The organism is Ruegeria sp. AL7 (genome assembly GCF_056536105.1).
This window is the reverse complement of record NZ_JBQFJF010000001.1, coordinates 2472523-2490055: the sequence shown is the minus strand read 5'-3', so window position 1 is coordinate 2490055 and position 17533 is coordinate 2472523. Positions and strand designations below refer to the sequence as shown.

At 59.6% G+C, this 17533-nt stretch carries 16 protein-coding genes; 6 read left to right on the top strand and 10 right to left on the bottom strand.

Annotated elements, in window-relative coordinates; all coding sequences use genetic code 11:
- Nucleotides 1–3 precede the first annotated feature (3 nt).
- Nucleotides 4–1335 (bottom strand): NAD(P)/FAD-dependent oxidoreductase, encoded by a 1332-nt coding sequence (locus tag ACR3E2_RS12540; RefSeq protein ID WP_480482649.1) that lies wholly within the window; start codon nucleotides 1333–1335, stop codon nucleotides 4–6.
- 152 nt (nucleotides 1336–1487) lie between these two features.
- Here ACR3E2_RS12540 and ACR3E2_RS12535 point away from each other — a divergent pair, with 152 nt between their 5' ends.
- On the top strand, nucleotides 1488–2213 hold the full coding sequence (locus ACR3E2_RS12535) for an SDR family NAD(P)-dependent oxidoreductase (RefSeq protein WP_480482651.1): 726 nt from the start codon (nucleotides 1488–1490) through the stop codon (nucleotides 2211–2213).
- A gap of 3 nt (nucleotides 2214–2216) precedes the next feature.
- Here the strand turns inward: ACR3E2_RS12535 and ACR3E2_RS12530 are convergent, their stop codons facing one another.
- Both ACR3E2_RS12530 and ACR3E2_RS12525 read right to left on the bottom strand, forming a co-directional pair.
- Nucleotides 2217–3869 carry a DUF6504 family protein gene (locus ACR3E2_RS12530; RefSeq protein ID WP_480482653.1) on the bottom strand — a complete coding sequence of 551 codons (1653 nt, stop codon included), beginning with the start codon at nucleotides 3867–3869 and terminating at the stop codon, nucleotides 2217–2219.
- Nucleotides 3870–3935: 66 nt separating this feature from the next.
- Complete coding sequence (locus ACR3E2_RS12525; RefSeq protein ID WP_267364411.1) at nucleotides 3936–4226, bottom strand: I78 family peptidase inhibitor; 291 nt, start codon at nucleotides 4224–4226, stop codon at nucleotides 3936–3938.
- A 130-nt stretch (nucleotides 4227–4356) separates the two neighbouring features.
- Between ACR3E2_RS12525 and ACR3E2_RS12520 the strand changes: the two genes are divergently transcribed.
- Entirely contained in the window at nucleotides 4357–5469 is a 1113-nt protein-coding gene (locus ACR3E2_RS12520) for an S-(hydroxymethyl)glutathione dehydrogenase/class III alcohol dehydrogenase (RefSeq protein ID WP_480482655.1), read from the top strand.
- 59 nt (nucleotides 5470–5528) lie between these two features.
- Here ACR3E2_RS12520 and ACR3E2_RS12515 read toward each other — a convergent pair whose 3' ends face one another.
- The 3 genes from ACR3E2_RS12515 to ACR3E2_RS12505 all read right to left on the bottom strand — a co-directional run bounded on the left by ACR3E2_RS12515 (nucleotide 5529) and on the right by ACR3E2_RS12505 (nucleotide 10001).
- Entirely contained in the window at nucleotides 5529–6467 is a 939-nt protein-coding gene (locus ACR3E2_RS12515) for a DMT family transporter (protein WP_480482657.1), read from the bottom strand.
- A 153-nt stretch (nucleotides 6468–6620) separates the two neighbouring features.
- Nucleotides 6621–7034, bottom strand: coding sequence for a group III truncated hemoglobin (locus ACR3E2_RS12510; RefSeq protein WP_480482659.1), 414 nt, complete (start codon nucleotides 7032–7034; stop codon nucleotides 6621–6623).
- Nucleotides 7035–7082: 48 nt separating this feature from the next.
- Nucleotides 7083–10001: an error-prone DNA polymerase gene (locus ACR3E2_RS12505; protein WP_480482661.1), complete on the bottom strand. Its 2919-nt coding sequence runs from the start codon at nucleotides 9999–10001 to the stop codon at nucleotides 7083–7085.
- Nucleotides 10002–10111: 110 nt separating this feature from the next.
- Between ACR3E2_RS12505 and ACR3E2_RS12500 the strand changes: the two genes are divergently transcribed.
- On the top strand, nucleotides 10112–10576 hold the full coding sequence (locus ACR3E2_RS12500) for a DUF1203 domain-containing protein (RefSeq protein ID WP_480482663.1): 465 nt from the start codon (nucleotides 10112–10114) through the stop codon (nucleotides 10574–10576).
- Here the strand turns inward: ACR3E2_RS12500 and ACR3E2_RS12495 are convergent.
- Nucleotides 10573–11565 carry an ABC transporter ATP-binding protein gene (locus ACR3E2_RS12495; protein ID WP_480482901.1) on the bottom strand — a complete coding sequence of 331 codons (993 nt, stop codon included), beginning with the start codon at nucleotides 11563–11565 and terminating at the stop codon, nucleotides 10573–10575. The two genes, ACR3E2_RS12500 and ACR3E2_RS12495, sit on opposite strands and share 4 nt — an antisense overlap.
- Nucleotides 11566–11652: 87 nt before the next feature.
- Here ACR3E2_RS12495 and ACR3E2_RS12490 point away from each other — a divergent pair, with 87 nt between their 5' ends.
- Nucleotides 11653–11832, top strand: coding sequence for a zinc-finger domain-containing protein (locus ACR3E2_RS12490; RefSeq protein WP_267364399.1), 180 nt, complete (start codon nucleotides 11653–11655; stop codon nucleotides 11830–11832).
- A gap of 126 nt (nucleotides 11833–11958) precedes the next feature.
- Complete coding sequence (polA, locus tag ACR3E2_RS12485; RefSeq protein ID WP_480482665.1) at nucleotides 11959–14760, top strand: DNA polymerase I; 2802 nt, start codon at nucleotides 11959–11961, stop codon at nucleotides 14758–14760.
- 43 nt (nucleotides 14761–14803) lie between these two features.
- On the opposite strand, the gene ACR3E2_RS12480 is transcribed toward polA, so the two are convergent.
- Together ACR3E2_RS12480 and ACR3E2_RS12475 are read right to left on the bottom strand one after the other, a co-directional pair.
- On the bottom strand, nucleotides 14804–15034 hold the full coding sequence (locus ACR3E2_RS12480; RefSeq protein ID WP_480474477.1) for a DUF2798 domain-containing protein: 231 nt from the start codon (nucleotides 15032–15034) through the stop codon (nucleotides 14804–14806).
- Nucleotides 15035–15087: 53 nt separating this feature from the next.
- Nucleotides 15088–15852 (bottom strand): hydroxypyruvate isomerase family protein, encoded by a 765-nt coding sequence (locus ACR3E2_RS12475; protein ID WP_480482667.1) that lies wholly within the window; start codon nucleotides 15850–15852, stop codon nucleotides 15088–15090.
- 268 nt (nucleotides 15853–16120) lie between these two features.
- Between ACR3E2_RS12475 and ACR3E2_RS12470 the strand changes: the two genes are divergently transcribed.
- Nucleotides 16121–16975, top strand: a complete 855-nt coding sequence (locus ACR3E2_RS12470) for a DMT family transporter (RefSeq protein ID WP_480482669.1) — start codon at nucleotides 16121–16123, stop codon at nucleotides 16973–16975.
- On the opposite strand, the gene ACR3E2_RS12465 is transcribed toward ACR3E2_RS12470, so the two are convergent.
- The gene (locus tag ACR3E2_RS12465; protein WP_267365918.1) at nucleotides 16958–17533 is read right to left on the bottom strand and encodes a DUF1285 domain-containing protein; all 576 of its coding nucleotides are present in this window, start codon (nucleotides 17531–17533) and stop codon (nucleotides 16958–16960) included. The two genes, ACR3E2_RS12470 and ACR3E2_RS12465, sit on opposite strands and share 18 nt — an antisense overlap.

The window sequence follows — 17533 nt, the reverse complement described above, 5'->3', positions numbered from 1 at the left end:
CCGCTATTCGGCGGCAACAGAGATGGCCGGATTTTGTCCAAGAATGGCATATTCAGCTCCGATTGTTTGCGGGGCACCATTTATCCGCTCAACAACATGCATCGCGCTGGCGATCCCGTCTTCGTGAAATCCGTGCCGGTTATACGCACCGGCGAACCAGGTTCGGTTCTGTCCTTGTATCTCGCGAATATGCCCCTGTGCTTTCAGGGCGGCTTTGTCGAATACCGGGTGGGCAAATTCGACCTGATCATAGATTTTATCCGCTGGAATCTCTGTCGAGGCGTTCAGCGTCACAAAAAGCGGGTCGTTGTCCGGTATGTTCTGTAGTCGATTCATCCAATATGTAACGCCTACGTCTCCGGCCTGTGATCGATAGGTCCAGCTGGACCAGCATGCACGCCGCTTTGGCATCTGGCCAGGATCACAATGCAGGGTGGCGGTGTTGGGTTGGAACCGAATTGCGCCCAGTGCAGCGGTTTCCGCCGGGGTGGCATTCCCGCCCAAAATGGCAAGCGATTGGTCAGAGTGGGTAGCCAGGATGATCTCATCAAACTGATCCACCGCACCCTGACTGCGGACCGTAACACCTGTCTCACTCCGGGAAATGTTCTGAACCGGACTGGCCAAACGGATTGCCGCCCCTCGTGCCCGTAGGGCGGCATCGATCCTGCGGACATATTCGATACTGCCACCTTTAACTGTGTACCACTGGTGTTGATTTGCGCGGCCACTGGCCAGAAGGGCGTGATTTCGAAAGAACTGCACCAATGAGCGTGCAGGGAACTGATCCACCAGTTCAACCGGAGTTGACCAGATCGCCCCACACATTGGCATCAGATAGTTGTGGCGGAACCAGTGTCCCAGACGAAGCTGATCCACCAACTCACCAATCGTGGTGTCGTCATCTCTTGCAGCCTCCGGAGCCATTTTGCCAAAGCGCAGAATGTCGGCAATCATCTTGTAATAGGCGGGGCGCGCAAGATTGCGTCTCTGCGCGGTCAGGGTGCGCAGATTGTTCAACCCATATTCGATACGACCATTGTCGATTGTCGCGCCAAAACTCATTTCGCTTTCGATAACGGGAACATTGAGCTCATTAAAAAGTCGGGTCAGAAAAGGATAGGTTGCGTAGTTGAAGACGATGAAACCGGTATCCACCGGTTGATCGCCGTTCTTCCCGGCCATGACAGTGCGGGCATGGCCACCTAAACGCGGTTCCGCCTCATAGAGGGTCACGTCGTGGTTTTCTGAAAGGTAGTAGGCGGCTGAAAGGCCTGAAATACCTGCACCAATAACTGCGATTTTCTTCCGTACACCCTGGGTTTCGTCGAACATTCCAGCCTCGTTATGTGGTTCTTAGAATGAAATACGCGGGGTAGGTGCAGCTGGATCAATCCGGTTGGAAGTTTTGTCAGAAGCGCGATCGCATTTGATCCAATTGCGTCACGGGCCCGTAGAATATGAAACATGACTGAATCGGCCCGCGCATGAGCAGCTTTGACGGAAAAACCTATTGGATCATCGGCGCAAGCGAAGGTTTGGGTCGTGCTTTGGCTAATGCGCTAAGCGACAGGGGCGCGCATTTGATCTTGTCGGCGCGTAATTCCGAACGTTTGGCTGACATCTGCTCCGAGCTTCCCAATGCCCGTGCGATCCGGTGCGATGTCACCGATTTAGACTCTGTTCGCGGTGCTGTGGCCGAGGCGGGTCTGGTCGATGGGCTGGTTTACAATGCCGGCGCGTATGACCCCGTGCGCTCGGCGGATTGGGATACAGAAGCGTCGCTCAGGATGGGTGATGTGAACTATCTGGGTGCTTTGCGTGTGTTGGGTGAAACCGTTCCGGACCTTGTCAAGGCAGGTCGGGGGGATATTACGCTGATCGGGTCGCTCGCGGGCTATCACGGGTTGCCAGCGGCCATCGGATATGGGGCCAGCAAGGCGGCACTGATTTCTCTGGCGGAAACGATGCGCCACGATCTGGCGGGCACCGGCGTGACCGTGCGGATCATTAATCCCGGCTTCATCAAGACCCGACTGACTGAGAAAAACAGCTTCAGGATGCCCATGCTGATGAGCCCCGAGGATGCGGCGGGTCGTGTGGTCAAGGCGATGTCGCGGCGCCGTTTCCGTACGGATTTTCCTGCACCATTCTCGTGGTTTATCCGTCTGATTGACTATCTGCCGGATCTGTTGGTGTACCGAGGGAAATAGACCCTAACCAAACTGCCCGTGACAGAACCAGCCTGCAGACATGGTTCCGCCATGGCCGTAAAACAGCCACAACCGCTCGCCCTGCTGTGTCACCACAACCCAGTAGTCCCGCACGCCGCTGCGCCAGTTCGGGTCATCCAGCCACCATTCCGGTGCGATCCGTTCCGGGCCGGTGGCCTGCGCCAGCTGCCAGTTACGCCCGCGCCAGCGAAAGGCGCTGGGCACGTCAGGGGTTTCCGGTGCCATCACCGGCTCAGGCTGCCACATCAGCAGGGGGCGGGGGCGTGGCGGCGCAGGCCAGTCGCGGGCAGGTTCCGACCATGCCGCCGCCAGCGTTTGCGCCGTTTTCTCAGGGATGTGCGAGGCCGCGGGATGGCGCCGGGTGATCGCCTCAAGCCCCACCCGCGCGCCCAGCTTGCCGATCAGATCATCCACGGCGGTGTTGCCCGCCAGCCGGTTGCGGGCCACACGGCGGGCTTCGGCATGGCCGGCCACGGTACGGGCGTGGATGGGTTCTGTCTGAACCGCCTCAAGCCGCAGCATGTCGATGCCGTAGCCTGCGTCGATCTTGTCAACTTTCATCTCTAACAAAGGGCGAATGCGGTATTTATCGTAAGTTGGGCGGGCCAGGCCGACCTCGATAACCTCAGCTGCCTGATCGGCGCGGTGCGCCTCCAGCCGCAGGGTGCGGGCACCGCGCCCCTTTTCTTCCAGCTTGGTGCAAAGCGTTGGCAGAACCCGATCAACCGCAGCCATGACATCCTCAACCAGACCAATCGGGTTGGGCAGGGTCATCCGCACCGCGAAATGGTGCGGCGGGCGGGCGGGCGAAACAGGCTCGGGCGCGCTGCCCATGGCCTGATCCAACCGCAGAACCAGCCCGCGTCCAAACCTCCGCGCAAGGCTGGCGCGGGGTTGACCCAGCAGATCGCCGATGCGGCGCAGGCCCAGACGGTTCAGCTGCACGACAACCTGATCTTCCAATCGCAGCGCGGCGATAGGCAGGGGGCTGAGTGCGCCATAAGATTGACCCGGCGGTGCGATCCGCGCGCCTCCACCTAGGGCCCTCACTTGCGGCGCGGTGCCGCCTTTGGTCCAGTGCCGCCGTTTACCCGCCCGGGCGCGGGTGGCACGGGCCTCCTGACTGATGGCGTCGCCATTGCGGTCGGATGTGGCCGCCTGCCCCGCATAGCGCGCCAAAGCCCAGGCTGCGCCCAGCGTGTCGGCGATGCCAATCTGTACGCTGAGGCCCATATCCGCGCAATCGGTTTCAAGAACGTTCAGCAACGCCTCCTCTCCGCCAAACAGATGGGCGCAACCTGACAGATCGACGATCAGCCCGTCCGGGGCCTCTTCGGCCACCCATGGGCTGAACTTTCCCGCCCAGCGACGCAACGCGGCCAGGAACGCGGCTTCGGCCGGGGCGTTACGGTGCCGCGTGATCAGGTTGGCACACATGGCATGAGCATCCCGCACCGGCTGGCCGATACGCAGCCCGACAGCCTGCGCATCGGCATTCACTGAGGTAATAACCTGCATGTTCGACTGTTCGGCCACGATGGCCAAAGGCCCGGTATGCAACCCCCGCGCAGCGCGGATCAGCCGTTCAGCCCCCAGACGGGGGAACCATAGCGAAAGTATTCGGCGTTTGGGCATTTGCAGGCATCACAATGTTCTTACTTTGTTCTTAAGTGAGAATCGATGCCTGAGTCGAGTCCGCCCTTATCCGCAGGTCAGCCGCAGGATGATCCCGTCGCCATTCACGTACACGTTCAGCCGGTCGATGCGGTAATCCTGTGTGGCGATGCCATCCGGGCCCAGCACGCGCGACCGTGCGGGCAGGTTTGCCTGAATGTTCGAAACCGGCTGGCCAACGGTATCGGAAAAATCTTCTCCCTGACAAAAGGCCAGATCGACCGGGGCAGGTTCCGGCGGCAGCAAAGCGTCTTCGGGCGCGGGCGGGGTTTCAGCACAGGCCGCCAGAAAGAACAGGATCGGGAAAAATCGGTGCATTGGCGTTCCTCATTCTGGCAATGTCGTTTCTGCAATATCAATTAATTAGCCAACCTGCCATGAAAGCACGGTTGAAAACACCCTGTAATTGACGCAGGGTCGGGGCAAAAGTGACAGGGAGATAAGTAGCATGCGTACCCGTGCCGCCGTCGCCATTCAGGCAGGCAAACCTTTGGAAGTGATGGATGTGAACCTCGAAGGCCCCAAGGCGGGCGAGGTTCTGGTCGAGATCAAGGCCACCGGTATCTGTCATACCGACGAATTCACCCTGTCGGGTGCCGACCCCGAAGGCTTGTTCCCGGCCATTCTGGGCCATGAAGGCGCAGGCGTGGTGGTCGAAGTGGGTCCGGGCGTAACCAGCCTGAAGCCGGGCGATCATGTGATCCCGCTTTACACGCCGGAATGTCGCGAGTGTGAATACTGTCTGCACCCCAAGACCAACCTGTGTCAGGCGATCCGGGAAACCCAGGGCAAGGGCCTGATGCCCGATGGCACCTCTCGTTTCTCGACCTCGGATGGCGATCCGATCCTGCACTACATGGGCTGCTCGACCTTCTCGAACCACACAGTTCTGCCTGAAATCGCCCTGGCCAAGGTGCGCGAGGACGCGCCGTTCGACAAGATCTGCTATATCGGCTGTGGTGTCACGACCGGTATCGGCGCGGTCATCAACACCGCCAAGGTGGAAATCGGCAGCCGCGCAATCGTGTTTGGTCTGGGCGGTATCGGCCTGAACGTCATTCAGGGCCTGCGTCTGGCCGGAGCAGACCAGATCGTCGGCGTCGACCTGAACCCCTCCAAGGTGGAAATGGCCACCAGGTTTGGCATGACAGACTTCGTGAACCCGTCTGAAGTTGAAGGCGATCTGGTGCCGTATCTCGTCAACCTGACCAAGGGCGGAGCGGATTATACGTTTGACGCCACAGGCAATGTCGGCGTGATGCGCGCAGCACTTGAAGCAGCGCATAAGGGATGGGGTGAGTCGATCATCATCGGTGTGGCACCTGCAGGGGCCGAAATCTCGACCCGGCCATTCCAGCTGGTTACCGGTCGTTCATGGCGCGGTACCGCGTTCGGCGGCGCGCGTGGGCGCACGGATGTGCCCAAGATCGTCGACTGGTACATGGAAGGCAAAATCGAGATCGACCCGATGATCACCCACACCATGGGTCTAGACGACATCAACCACGGCTTTGACCTGATGCATAAGGGCGAAAGTATCCGTTCGGTGGTTATCTACTAAGAGAAAATCCACAGTTTTCCAACCAAGGCGCGCTGATCGGCGCGCCGTTTTTGTTGGACCTACTTTCCAGGCCGTGACGCCCCGGTATCTGAACGCGGCGACCGAACCCGCAGAACCGGGGTGTTGACCGAGGTGGTGTTGGCCCGGCTTTCTCGCCAAACAACATAGACGCCGGACGCGATGATGATGCTGGCACCGACGGCGACCCAGATGTCAGGGCGCTCGTCGAAGAAGATCATTCCAAACAGTGTTGCCCAGATGATCTGGCTGTATTGGCTGGGGGCGACGACACCGGCGGGTGCGGCGCGGTAGGCCAGAATGATCAGGTGTTGCGCGATGACCGAGAACACCCCAACCAGCGCCATCATCGCCAGATGAAGCAGGGAAGGCGGCTGGTATACAGCCGGTTGGGCAAGGCTCATCACGACGATAGCCAGCAGCATCGGATAGAGGATCAGCACGGCCGAGCGCTCCTCCTTCCCGATCTTGCGCACCAGGACCGAGGCAAAGGCGCTGCAGAAGGCGGCCATCAGGGCGGCCATGTGGCCCAGTGTGATATCCGTTGCACCGGGGCGCAGAACGATCAGGACGCCGATCAGGCCGACACCAACCGCAGCCCAGCGCTGAACGCGGACCACTTCACCCAGTATCGGGATCGACAGTACCGTGACGATCAACGGGAATGAAAACAGCAGGGAATAGACCTCGGCCAGTGGCAGAACCGAAAACGCGTAAAACGCGCAGGACATGGCCGTAACCATCAGGCCCGAACGCAGCAAAACCAGCCATGGGTGATGCGGCAGAAAGTTTCCCGTCGTGCGGTCGGTCAGGATCGTGACGGCCATTGGAACGAACGAAAACAGCGTGGCGAAAAAGATGATCTGCATCACTGAATAGGTGCCGCCCAGCACCTTGATCAGCGCGTCGTGGCTGGCAAAGACGGCAAATCCCAGAAATGCATAGCCAAGCCCCCGCAGGGCGTTGTTTTGAGCACTCATCAATCCGGCCTCGGCCTATGTTGGTTTGGTGACGATACATCATAGCAGCGCAGGCAGGGTTCCCGGCTGTCCGTAGTGCTGCTTAACCCTATTCCGAGGGCGCGAATAGCCCTTATTTTATCGCTAACATCGCATGGCCGCCATGATCCGGGATCATCGCAGGATCGGCGGCGCGTCTTTGGGCTGTCGTGCGGATTGGACACCTGCCTTCATGCCGACACCGATGCGGCGGGCCAAGGCGACCCACGGGGTGGCCGTTTCCGCGGGCAGAGTCCGGGTGGCGACCTCCTCGAACAGATCCAGCCAATGGGCAAAGAATTTCGGTTTCACATCGGGCCGTTCGATATGGACCCGTTGCGGATTGCCGTCATAGCAGCGCTCATACAGGATGGCATTGCGCCAGAAGGCGGCGATCTTGTCTTCATGCGCGGGCCAGTCGGTGACGTGGTTGGCAAATACGGGCCCAAGAACCGCGTCTTGCCGGACACGGGCATAAAAGGCGCGAACTTGCGCGTTGATTTGCTCGGGCGTCGCGGGAAAGCGCGGGGGAAGGATGGGTCTGGTCATGACGGCCTGAATTTCGACTCTGTTTTCGGCAGATAGGGTGTTCCGGGGTTACGGAACAGAGGTGGTTTTGTCGCGCCCATCCGGCGTCAGCAGATGCCGCAGCAGGGCCACCGGGTGCGCCCGCAGGCTGAGGCGGGTGGCGACGTAATCTTCGACCACCTGTTCGCCCAGCGTCATTTGCGGCAGATAAGCCTCGGGTTCGTCCAGCGCCTCGCCCTCCAGATCTTGCGAAAACAGGGGCAGAGGCTTGGCTGTGGCAATTGCCTTGGCCTGCCACAGCGCCTCGCGCCGGGTCAGGTCGCAGGCGGCGAAGGCATCAGCCTCGGCCAGCCGTTCGATCACCGATGGTCCAAGGCCTGCGCGGCGCCAGACATCGTCGACCTGGGTGTAGCCGTTGCCGCGCGCGGCGGTCAGCCAGCTGGCGTCTTCCTCGCTCAGGCCCTTGATCTGGCGAAAGCCCAGCCGCAGCGCCAGCCCGCCATGGCCATCAGGCTCCATCACATTGTCCCAAAAGCTGGCATTGATGCAGACCGGGCGCACCTGCACCCCATGCTCGCGCGCATCCCGCACAATCTGGGCCGGCGCGTAGAACCCCATCGGCTGCGAATTCAGCAGGGCGCAGGCGAAGATGCCCGGATGGTGGCATTTGATCCAGGCCGAGGCATAGACCAGCAGCGCAAAACTGGCCGCGTGGCTTTCGGGGAAACCGTACGAGCCGAAGCCTTCGATCTGGGAAAAGCAACGTTCCGCGAAATCCTGTTCATACCCGTTGCGCTTCATCCCGCGCAAAAAGAGCGCGCGGAACTCGCTGACATTGCCATGTTTCTTGAAGGTCGCCAGCGAGCGGCGCAGCCGATCGGCCTGTTCCGGGGTGAAGCCCGCGCCGACAATGGCGATCTGCATCGCCTGTTCCTGAAACAACGGCACGCCCAGCGTTTTGCCCAGCACCTCGCCCAGCGCGTCCGAGGGGAAGCTGACCTCCTCCTCTCCGTTCCGGCGGCGGATATAGGGGTGGACCATGTCGCCCTGAATGGGGCCGGGGCGGATGATAGCAACCTCGATCACCAGATCATAGAAATTACGCGGCCGCATCCGCGGCAGGAAGTTCATCTGTGCACGTGATTCCACCTGAAACACGCCGATGCTGTCCGCCTTGCAGAGCATGTCATAGACTGCCGGATCCTCGGGTGGCAGGGTGGCGAGGGTATAGCTGGTCTGGTGGTGCTGGCCGATCAGGTCAAACGCCTTGCGGATGCAGGTGAGCATCCCGAGGCTGAGGACATCGACCTTGAGGATGCCAAGACTGTCGATATCGTCCTTGTCCCAGCAGATGACCGTGCGGCCCTCCATCGTGGCGTTTTCGATGGGGACAAGCTCATCCAGCCGACCCTCGGTGATGATGAATCCTCCCACATGCTGCGAGAGGTGGCGGGGAAAGCCGTCGATCTCATAAACCAGCATTAGAGTCTGTTTCAGGCGCCGATCTTCGGGGTCGAGACCAATTTCGCGCATCCGTTGCGCCTCAAGCCCCGAGGCCGAGAAAAAGCCCCAAAGCTGTGAGGAAAGCGCCGAGATCGTATCTTCGGTCAGACCCATGGCGCGTCCAACCTCGCGGATGGCGCGTTTGCCGCGGTAATGGACCACCGTGGCACAGAGGCCCGCGCGTTCGCGGCCATAGCGGTCATAGATGTGCTGGATCACCTCTTCGCGGCGTTCATGTTCGAAATCGACGTCTATGTCTGGCGGTTCATCGCGCGCCTCGGAGACGAAGCGTTCAAACACCATGGTGCCCATCTCGGGGCTGACCTCGGTGATGCCGAGGCAAAAGCAAACGACCGAGTTGGCAGCCGATCCGCGCCCCTGGCAGAGGATGCTGCGCGAACGGGCGAAATGGACGATATCGCGGACGGTCAGGAAGTAGGGTTCGTATTTCAGCTTGCCGATCAGCGTCAGCTCATGCGCCAGCATTTTTTTCGCCTTTTCGGGCGCCCCGGCGGGATAACGCCATTTCAACCCCTCATGCGCCAGACGGTGCAGGCGCTGGGTCGGGGTTTCTTGTGTGCTGCCCTCGTTGGGGTATTCATAACGCAGCTCGTCCAGCGAGAACGTGAGTTGTTCGCTGAGCGCATAAGCGCGGGCAACGGCCCCCTCATGACCTTTGAAGATGCGTAGCATCTCGGCCTCGGAGCGCAGGCGCTGTTCACCATTGGCCAAAGCGTCCCGACCCAATGCATCCACTTTGCGACGCAGGCGGATGGCAGTCAGCACATCGCCCAGTTTGCGGCGGGTGCCGTGGTGCATCATCGGTGTCGCGCTGGCGAGCGTTAGGATGCCAAGCTGTTTTGCTTCAGTCTCTAATAAAGAGAAAAATGCGCTATCGGCGCCATCATACCGGGGGTGCATCAACAGATGCATCCGCCCGGCAAAGCGGCGCGTCAGCTGCTGCGCCTGTGTCCGCCACGCGCCCGTGCCGCCCGGAGAGCCCGCCGCCTGTGGCCACAGCAGCAGGTGGAGGCCATCGGAAAATTCGAGCAGGTCAGACAGGTGCAGGATGCAGTCGCCTTTCTCGGCGCGCAGGCGGCCTTTGGAGAGGATGCGACACAGGTTGGCCCAGCCCTGCCGGTTCAGGGGCAGAGCGGTGACCGTGGGCGCATCGGTGAAGATCAGCCGCGCCGCCGGGATCAGGCGGGGAACCGCGTGGATGGGATAGGAGGGCGGCCTGGGGATGTGATCGGGGCAGGGTGGACCGATTGAGGTATTCTGTGCCTCCCACGCCAGCCGTTCGCGGACCTTGCGGGCGATCTCGCGCGCCTGAGTATGGGCGCGGACGATCCCGGCGACCGAGTTGTCATCGGCAATCGCAATGGCGGGTAGGCCCAGGGTGACGGCACGCTCCATATACTCCTCGGGGTGCGACGCCCCGGTGAGGAAGGTAAAATTCGACGTGATCGACAGCTCGGCATACATGGCGATTCCACATTATATTCACGTTTTGTTCTTTTTCGAGTCCTTTGCGCAGGAAACGGGTCGATTGGGTCCGGCCGCACGGGCATGGTCAGCAAAAAAGGAGATCCGAGATGTTCAAAATCACCGCTTTGCCCACCAACGATGTACGCGCCCTTCAGGAAGGTGGCGCGGATGCATATGGTTCAACGCCGGAACGTGCTGTTTCGACGGGTGCAGGTAACCCGTGCCGCCACTGCCTGCGACATATCCCCGAGGGCGATGAGATGCTGATATTGGCACATCGACCTTTTTCAAAGACACATCCCTATGCAGAAACCGGCCCGATCTTTCTGTGCGCAACACCATGTGATCGGTACGAAGAAGACGCGCTGCCCGAAATTCTGACCACCTCGCCCGACTATCTGATCAAGGGCTACGGTACGGATGACAGGATCGTCTATGGCACCGGGGCGATCACGCCGACGGATCAGATCGGCGCAAAAGTCAGGGATATCTTTTCCCGATCCGACGTTGCCTATATTCACGTGCGATCTGCGCGGAATAACTGCTATCAGGCGCGAATAGACCGGGCTTAAAGCTTGACGCGGTGGATGCCCCGGCGTGGCTGATCCTGATCATCCGCCGGATGATCTTCGGTACGGGACGAGGTCAGGGCAAGGAATACATCCTCAAGATCGGCCTCTTCGGTGCGGACGTCGCGGATGCGGATATTCGCGGCGCGCACCGATTCCAGAACCTGTTCGGCGCTGGTCTGGATGTTTCGGTATTGCAGGACAAGGCTGCCATCATCGCGGAGAGCTGCCTCGACGCCTTCTGACGCAGGCAGATCAGTGATCGGGCTGTCGGGCACAATCACCATGGTGCGGCTGTCCATGCGGCCCAGCAGGTTGGCGGTGCTGTCCTGCGCGACCTTTTCACCGTGGTTGATAATGGCGATCTCGTCGCACATCTCCTGCGCTTCTTCCAGGTAGTGGGTGGTCAGGATGATGGTCATGCCCTGTTCGTTCAGCTTGCGCACATTGGCCCAGAGCATCTGGCGCAGTTCGATATCCACACCCGCTGTGGGTTCATCAAGCACAAGGATTTTCGGGTGATGCACCAGTGCCTTGGCCAGCAGCAACCGCCGCCGCATACCGCCCGAAAGAGTGCGGGCATAGGCCTCGGCCTTGTCGCTGAGACCGACCAATTCCAGAATCTGATCACTGCGCCGTTGGGATTTCGGAACGCCATAGAGACCGGCCTGAACCTCAAGCGCGCCGCGCGGGGTGAAAAACGGGTCGAGGTTGAGCTCTTGTGGCATTACACCGATGGCCGATCGCGACTGGCGTGGACTCTGATCCTGATCGAAGCCCCAGATCGCCACGCGACCCGCCGATTTCACCACCAGACCAGCCAGGATATTGATCAGGGTCGATTTTCCGGCACCGTTCGGACCCAGCAGACCAAAAACCGAGCCGCGCGGGACGGTCAGGTCAATGCCTTTCAGCGCATGCTTTTCGGGCTGACCCTTGCCACCGCGATAGGTTTTGCGCAGCCCTTCGATCCTGATTGCCGCGTCGCACATGTGGCACTTGCCCCCGGTTTGATCATCGCTCATAAACGCACCTAATACATGCCCGCGTGGCCGACAACCGAAGAAGGATCGCCAGCCGTGACCATCGAAGCGCCGGAAACCAAGATCGTCGAAACCGCCCGTGTTGCCTGTGATGGCGGCGAAGGTGCGTTGGGCCATCCGCGCGTGTGGCTGCAAATTCCAGAAGACGCAGGCTGGGTCGAATGCCCCTATTGCGACTGCAAATATGTTCTGGCCGGGCATCAGACTGACGCCTGAGCCTGTGTTGCCCTGTGTGGGCATTGAGTATTTATGAAAAGATGAAGTTTGCGGCTGCGGTGCGGGTGGCTCTATCGTTGCACCCGTGGCATTAGTGTTTTCGCAAACGATCAGAGAGGGCGCGTAATGACCACGAATTTCGGAAAAGGGTGTCACCTGCATCTGATCGACGGATCGGCCTTTATTTTCCGGGCCTATCATGCGCTGCCGCCACTGACCCGCAAGTCGGATGGGTTGCCGATTGGGGCTGTTTCGGGCTTTTGCAACATGCTGCAGAAATATGTCGAGGGAAACACCGGGGCAGATGCGCCGACCCATGTGGCGGTGATCTTTGATAAGGGTTCCCATACTTTCCGGAACAATCTTTATGACCTCTACAAGGCCAACCGCGAGGCGATGCCCGAGGATTTGCGCCCACAGATGCCGCTGACCCGCGAGGCGACAAAAGCGTTCAACATCGCCTGCAAGGAGATGGAGGGTTATGAGGCTGACGACATCATTGCGACGCTCGCCGTTCAGGCGCGGGATGCAGGTGGCCGTGTGACCATCGTGAGTTCCGACAAGGACTTGATGCAGCTGGTCGGGGACGGCGTCGAAATGCTGGATGCGATGAAGAACAAACGCATTGACCGGGATGGCGTGGTCGAGAAGTTCGGGGTCGGACCGGAACGTGTGGTCGATGTTCAGGCGTTGGCCGGTGACAGCGTCGACAATGTTCCGGGGGCGCCGGGAATCGGGGTCAAGACGGCGGCTTTGCTGATCAACGAATTCGGCGATCTGGAGACCCTGCTGGACCGGGCAGATGAGATCAAGCAGCCTAAACGCCGCCAGACCCTGATCGAAATGCGAGACCAGATCGAGCTTTCGAAGAAACTGGTTCAACTGGACGAGAATACTCCGCTGGATTTCACCTTGGACGACCTTGAGGTGAAGGACCCCGATGCGGACACGCTGTTGGCGTTTTTGGCTGAGATGGAGTTCCGCACCCTCACCAAGCGTATCGCTGACAAGCTGGGGGTTGAGGCTCCGGTGATTGCCGACGCCCCTGCGCCAGCGGTGGCAGAGGTCGAGGCCGAGGTGATCCCGTTTGACAGCTCGAAATACGAATGCGTGCGTGATGCAGCGGCCCTGCAAAAGTGGATTGACCAGGCCTATGAGCGTGGTTGGGTTGCTGTAGACACAGAGACCACGGGCCTGAACGAGATGATTGCCGGTCTGGTGGGAATTTCGCTGTGTGTCGAGGCCGGAGAAGCCTGTTACATCCCGTTGACCCACCGCGATGGATCAGCGGATGATCTGTTTGGCTCGGATGCTTTGGCCGAGGGGCAGATGCAATTGGATGAAGCCCTTAGGCTTTTGAAACCGATGCTCGAGGACCTGTCGGTCCTCAAGATCGGGCAGAACATGAAATATGATGCCAAGATCTTCAGGCGGTATGGCATCGACGTGGCACCCATCGACGATACGATGCTGATGTCCTACGCCATGCATGGCGGTGAGCATGGGCATGGGATGGACACCCTGTCCGAGCGTTATCTGGGCCACACACCAATCCCGATCAAACCGCTGCTGGGGTCGGGAAAATCGGCAATTACCTTCGACAAGGTCGCAATTGACGAGGCCACGGCTTATGCCGCCGAAGATGCGGACATCACCTTGCGTTTGTGGCAGCTGTTCAAGCCGCAATTGCACCGGGCGCAGGTGACCACGGTCTATGAGACGCTGGAACGGCCGCTTGTGCCGGTGCTGGCCGAGATGGAGATGCATGGCATCAAGGTCGACCGTGATGTCCTGAGCCGGATGTCCAACGCATTTGCCCAGAAAATGGCCGGGTTAGAGGCTGAAATTCACGAGCTGGCCGGAGGAAGCTTTAATGTCGGGTCGCCTGCTCAGCTGGGCGAAATCCTGTTCGACAAAATGGGTCTGGAAGGTGGCAAGAAAGGCAAGACCGGCAAATACTCGACCGGCGCTGATATTCTGGAAGACCTCGCAACCGAGCATGAACTGCCGCGCCGTGTTCTGGACTGGCGGCAGCTGAGCAAGCTGAAATCGACCTACACCGACGCGCTGCAGACCCATATCAACCCCGACACAGGTCGGGTGCATACGTCTTATTCGATCACCGGAGCAAATACAGGGCGTCTGGCCTCGACCGATCCGAACCTGCAAAACATTCCGGTGCGGACAGAAGAAGGGCGGCGTATTCGTGAGGCTTTCATCGCCGAGCCGGGCAATGTGTTGGTAAGCCTCGACTACAGCCAGATCGAGTTGCGGATTCTGGCCCATATCGCCGATATTTCGGCTCTGAAACAGGCATTTTCGGACGGTTTGGATATTCACGCCATGACCGCGTCCGAGATGTTTGATGTGCCGTTGGATGAGATGACGCCTGATATCCGCCGTCAGGCAAAGGCAATCAATTTCGGTGTGATCTACGGCATCTCGGGCTTTGGTCTGGCCCGAAACCTGCGCATTCCGCGGGCCGAGGCGCAGGGCTTTATTGATCGTTATTTCGAACGTTTCCCAGGCATTCGCCGTTATATGGACGACACAGTCGAATTCGCGAAAGAGCACGGCTATGTGCAAACCCTGTTCGGGCGCAAGATTCACACGCCCGAGATCAATGCCAAAGGGCCACATGCCGGGTTCTCGCGCCGCGCAGCGATCAATGCGCCAATTCAAGGTACGGCGGCGGATGTGATCCGGCGCGCGATGGTGCGAATGCCCGATGCGATCAACGGGTTGCCTGCCAGGATGCTGTTGCAGGTTCACGACGAGTTGCTGTTCGAAGTGGCCGAAGATGCAGTGGATCAGGTGATCGACGTGGCCCGAGACGTGATGGAGGGCGCTTCGGATCCTGCGGTCAAACTGGATGTGAAGCTGGTCGTGGATGCCGGGAAGGGTGCAAACTGGGCTGAGGCGCACTAGCGGCGTTGTTCATCAGTCCTCGGCGGGCTGTCCTTGCAGCGGGTCAGCCCTGCGGCCTGACCATACGGTTCACCATTCGTTGCACGGACGGGCCAAACAGCAGGATTACGGTGAAGGCAATGGGCCAGCAAAATGCCCAGGACGCCATCCAGTCGCCAACTGTGCCGGGGTTAAACCCGATTGCTTTGACCGTCGCGATCCCCGTTACAATCAAGGACATGAGGCCGGACATGATCAGGCTGAAAACGGCACGGGCATAGCGGGCTGGTATCAAGGCAGGCATCCTAATGGTCGCAATGCCCTTGATGTGCGGTATCTGAATGAAAATTACCAGTGCAAGTCCCGCATCCAGTCGAGTGTGTCGCAGGTGCGTTGAGTTGAGGGTGTGTATTCCGCGCTGATCCAGCCGCTATAACCTGCCGCGTCCATGGCCGAGAACAAGGCCTTGAAATCCGTTGGTCCGCGACCCGGTTCCGTGCGATCCGGGGCTGCGCCAACTTGGGCATGGACCACCTGCGGATGAAAGCGGTCCCAGACAGCCAGCGCGTCGCCATGGATCATATGGGCGTGAAAGCTGTCATATTGCAGGCCGACATTCGGGCGATCCACCTGGTTGAGCACCTCTGCTGCCAGATCGTAATCGTTCAAAAAATATCCGGGCTGTGAAACCGGGTTGAGCGGCTCGATGGTGAATTGTTGCTGTGGGGCGAAATCGGCGGCCCATTGCAGATTTTGCACAAAACAACTCAATGCATCCGGCCCGGTAGCGTATCCGGACATGATGTGGATCAGGCCGGGGCGTAGCACCCTTGCATATCGCAGGACACGGCGAATGTCCGACTGGAACCGCGATTGACCGTCGGGGATCGCGGCGTAACCCGGCGCACCGCCGGTGTAGTTGGGCGGTGGCGCGTTGATCAGCACAAGCTCCAACCCGTTGGCAAGCAAGGCACGGCGGGTTTCCGTCGCGGCGATGTCGTAAGGAAACAAGACCTCGACCGCTGTGAACCCGGCATCTGACGCAGCCTGAAATCGCTCCAGGTAAGGCATTTCGGTAAATAGCAGTGAAAGGTTGGCAGCAAATCTGGGCATGAGCGGTCAGTGGTTGTGTTGATCCGACCATAACCAAGGGATGATTTTCGGGGAAGGGATCGAAAACGACAGATTGTCGAAAATCGACCAGATCGCTTGCACCGAATCAGCAAGGGTCCGCTCAGCACGGCGCGTCATTACGGGTGCCGTCTTAACAAAAGGTCCGAATCCAATGGCGATGAGCCCGGAACCCGTACGCGGGGCAACTACCGCTATGTCTGGTGGCCGAAACCCTGCGTTGTCAGGGAATGGGCTGGCGGTTGCCTCCATGATTACCTGGGCAGCGGGGTTCCCGGCGGCGGAAGTTTTGCTGCAAACCTGGCCCCCTGTTGCATTGCTGACCGCGCGCCTGGCGCTGGCGATTGCCGTTCTGATACCGGTCTGGATCCTGCTGGATGGCCCCAGCAGAGTGTTACGCGCAAGATGGGGTCGGGCGATGGTTGTCGGCGGCTTTGGTTTTGGCTTTGCCATGTTTCTGCTGATCGTTGCGCAGAAAATGACGGACCCGGTGACAGTCGCGATCATTGCATCCTGCGCGCCTTTGCTTGCAACGGTACTGGAGCTGATGGCAGGAACCCGACGGCTGAAGTGGACCTTTGCGTTGGGTGTTCTGGTGTCGGTTCTGGGTGGGCTGATTGCAACCAGCACCGCCGCGCCCGAACAGCTGGGGCTGGGCGCGGTTCTGGCGATCCTTGCAACGGGCCTGTTTTGCTGGGGTAGCATGGCCACTGCGCGCGACTTCCCCGAACTCAGTCAGATCGGGCGCTGTACAATTACTTTCGTCGGTGGGTTGCTCATGGCCGCAGTGCTGAGTTTTGGGGCGGCCCAGCTGGGCATGGATGTGCTGCCAACCGCCGCCATTGATGGGCAGCAATGGGGGATGCTTGGGATCTATGCCTTGATATCACTGGGGCTCAGCCAAGTGTTGTTCATCTCGGCCGTGGGAAAGCTGGGCGTGGCGCTGGCTTCGTTTCACATCAATATCGCCCCGTTTTACGTGATGCTGATCATGCTGATGCTGGGGGAAGACTGGAACTGGACCCGTGCGCTGGGCGCGGGCGTAGTCGCCTTGGCCGTCGTGCTGGCCCAGGATCGCGCTCCACGGTCAGCCAAGATCGGCTGAAGGGATCAGCGGGAAGAATTGCCCACCTGACCAGACACCAAACCAGCCCTCATGGTGGCCGCCAATCTCGACAAGGCGATAGAAGCTTTTGCGATCTATGCGCGCTTCGAGGTTCGTGCGGATCAGTATGTAGGGTGACGGTTCTTCTGTTTCAGGATCGATTACAATCCGGATTGGATGCGCGGGCCCTGCAACAGCGATGTCGTCCACTTGTGTGCGAAAGGTCAGGTCTTGCGTCCGACCTTCGCCGGTTTGCTCGAAATCCACGGCGATGAACGGCGCGTCCTCGACAGTGATTCCCACCTTTTCAACCGGCGTGACCAGATAGTATTTCCCGTCTTCTTTCTTAAGAATTGAGGAAAAAAGCTTCACAAGCTCGAACCGATTGATGGGCGAGCCTAAATAACTCCATGTACCATCTTTTGCGACACGGATGTCCAGATCGCCACAAAACGGAGGATTCCACAGGTGAACGGGCGGTAAACCCCGGGTTTTGGCGGCTTTTACCGATGCGGCCAATCCGTCGGGCGAGGGTTTCACAGGTTTTTGTCCGCTCAT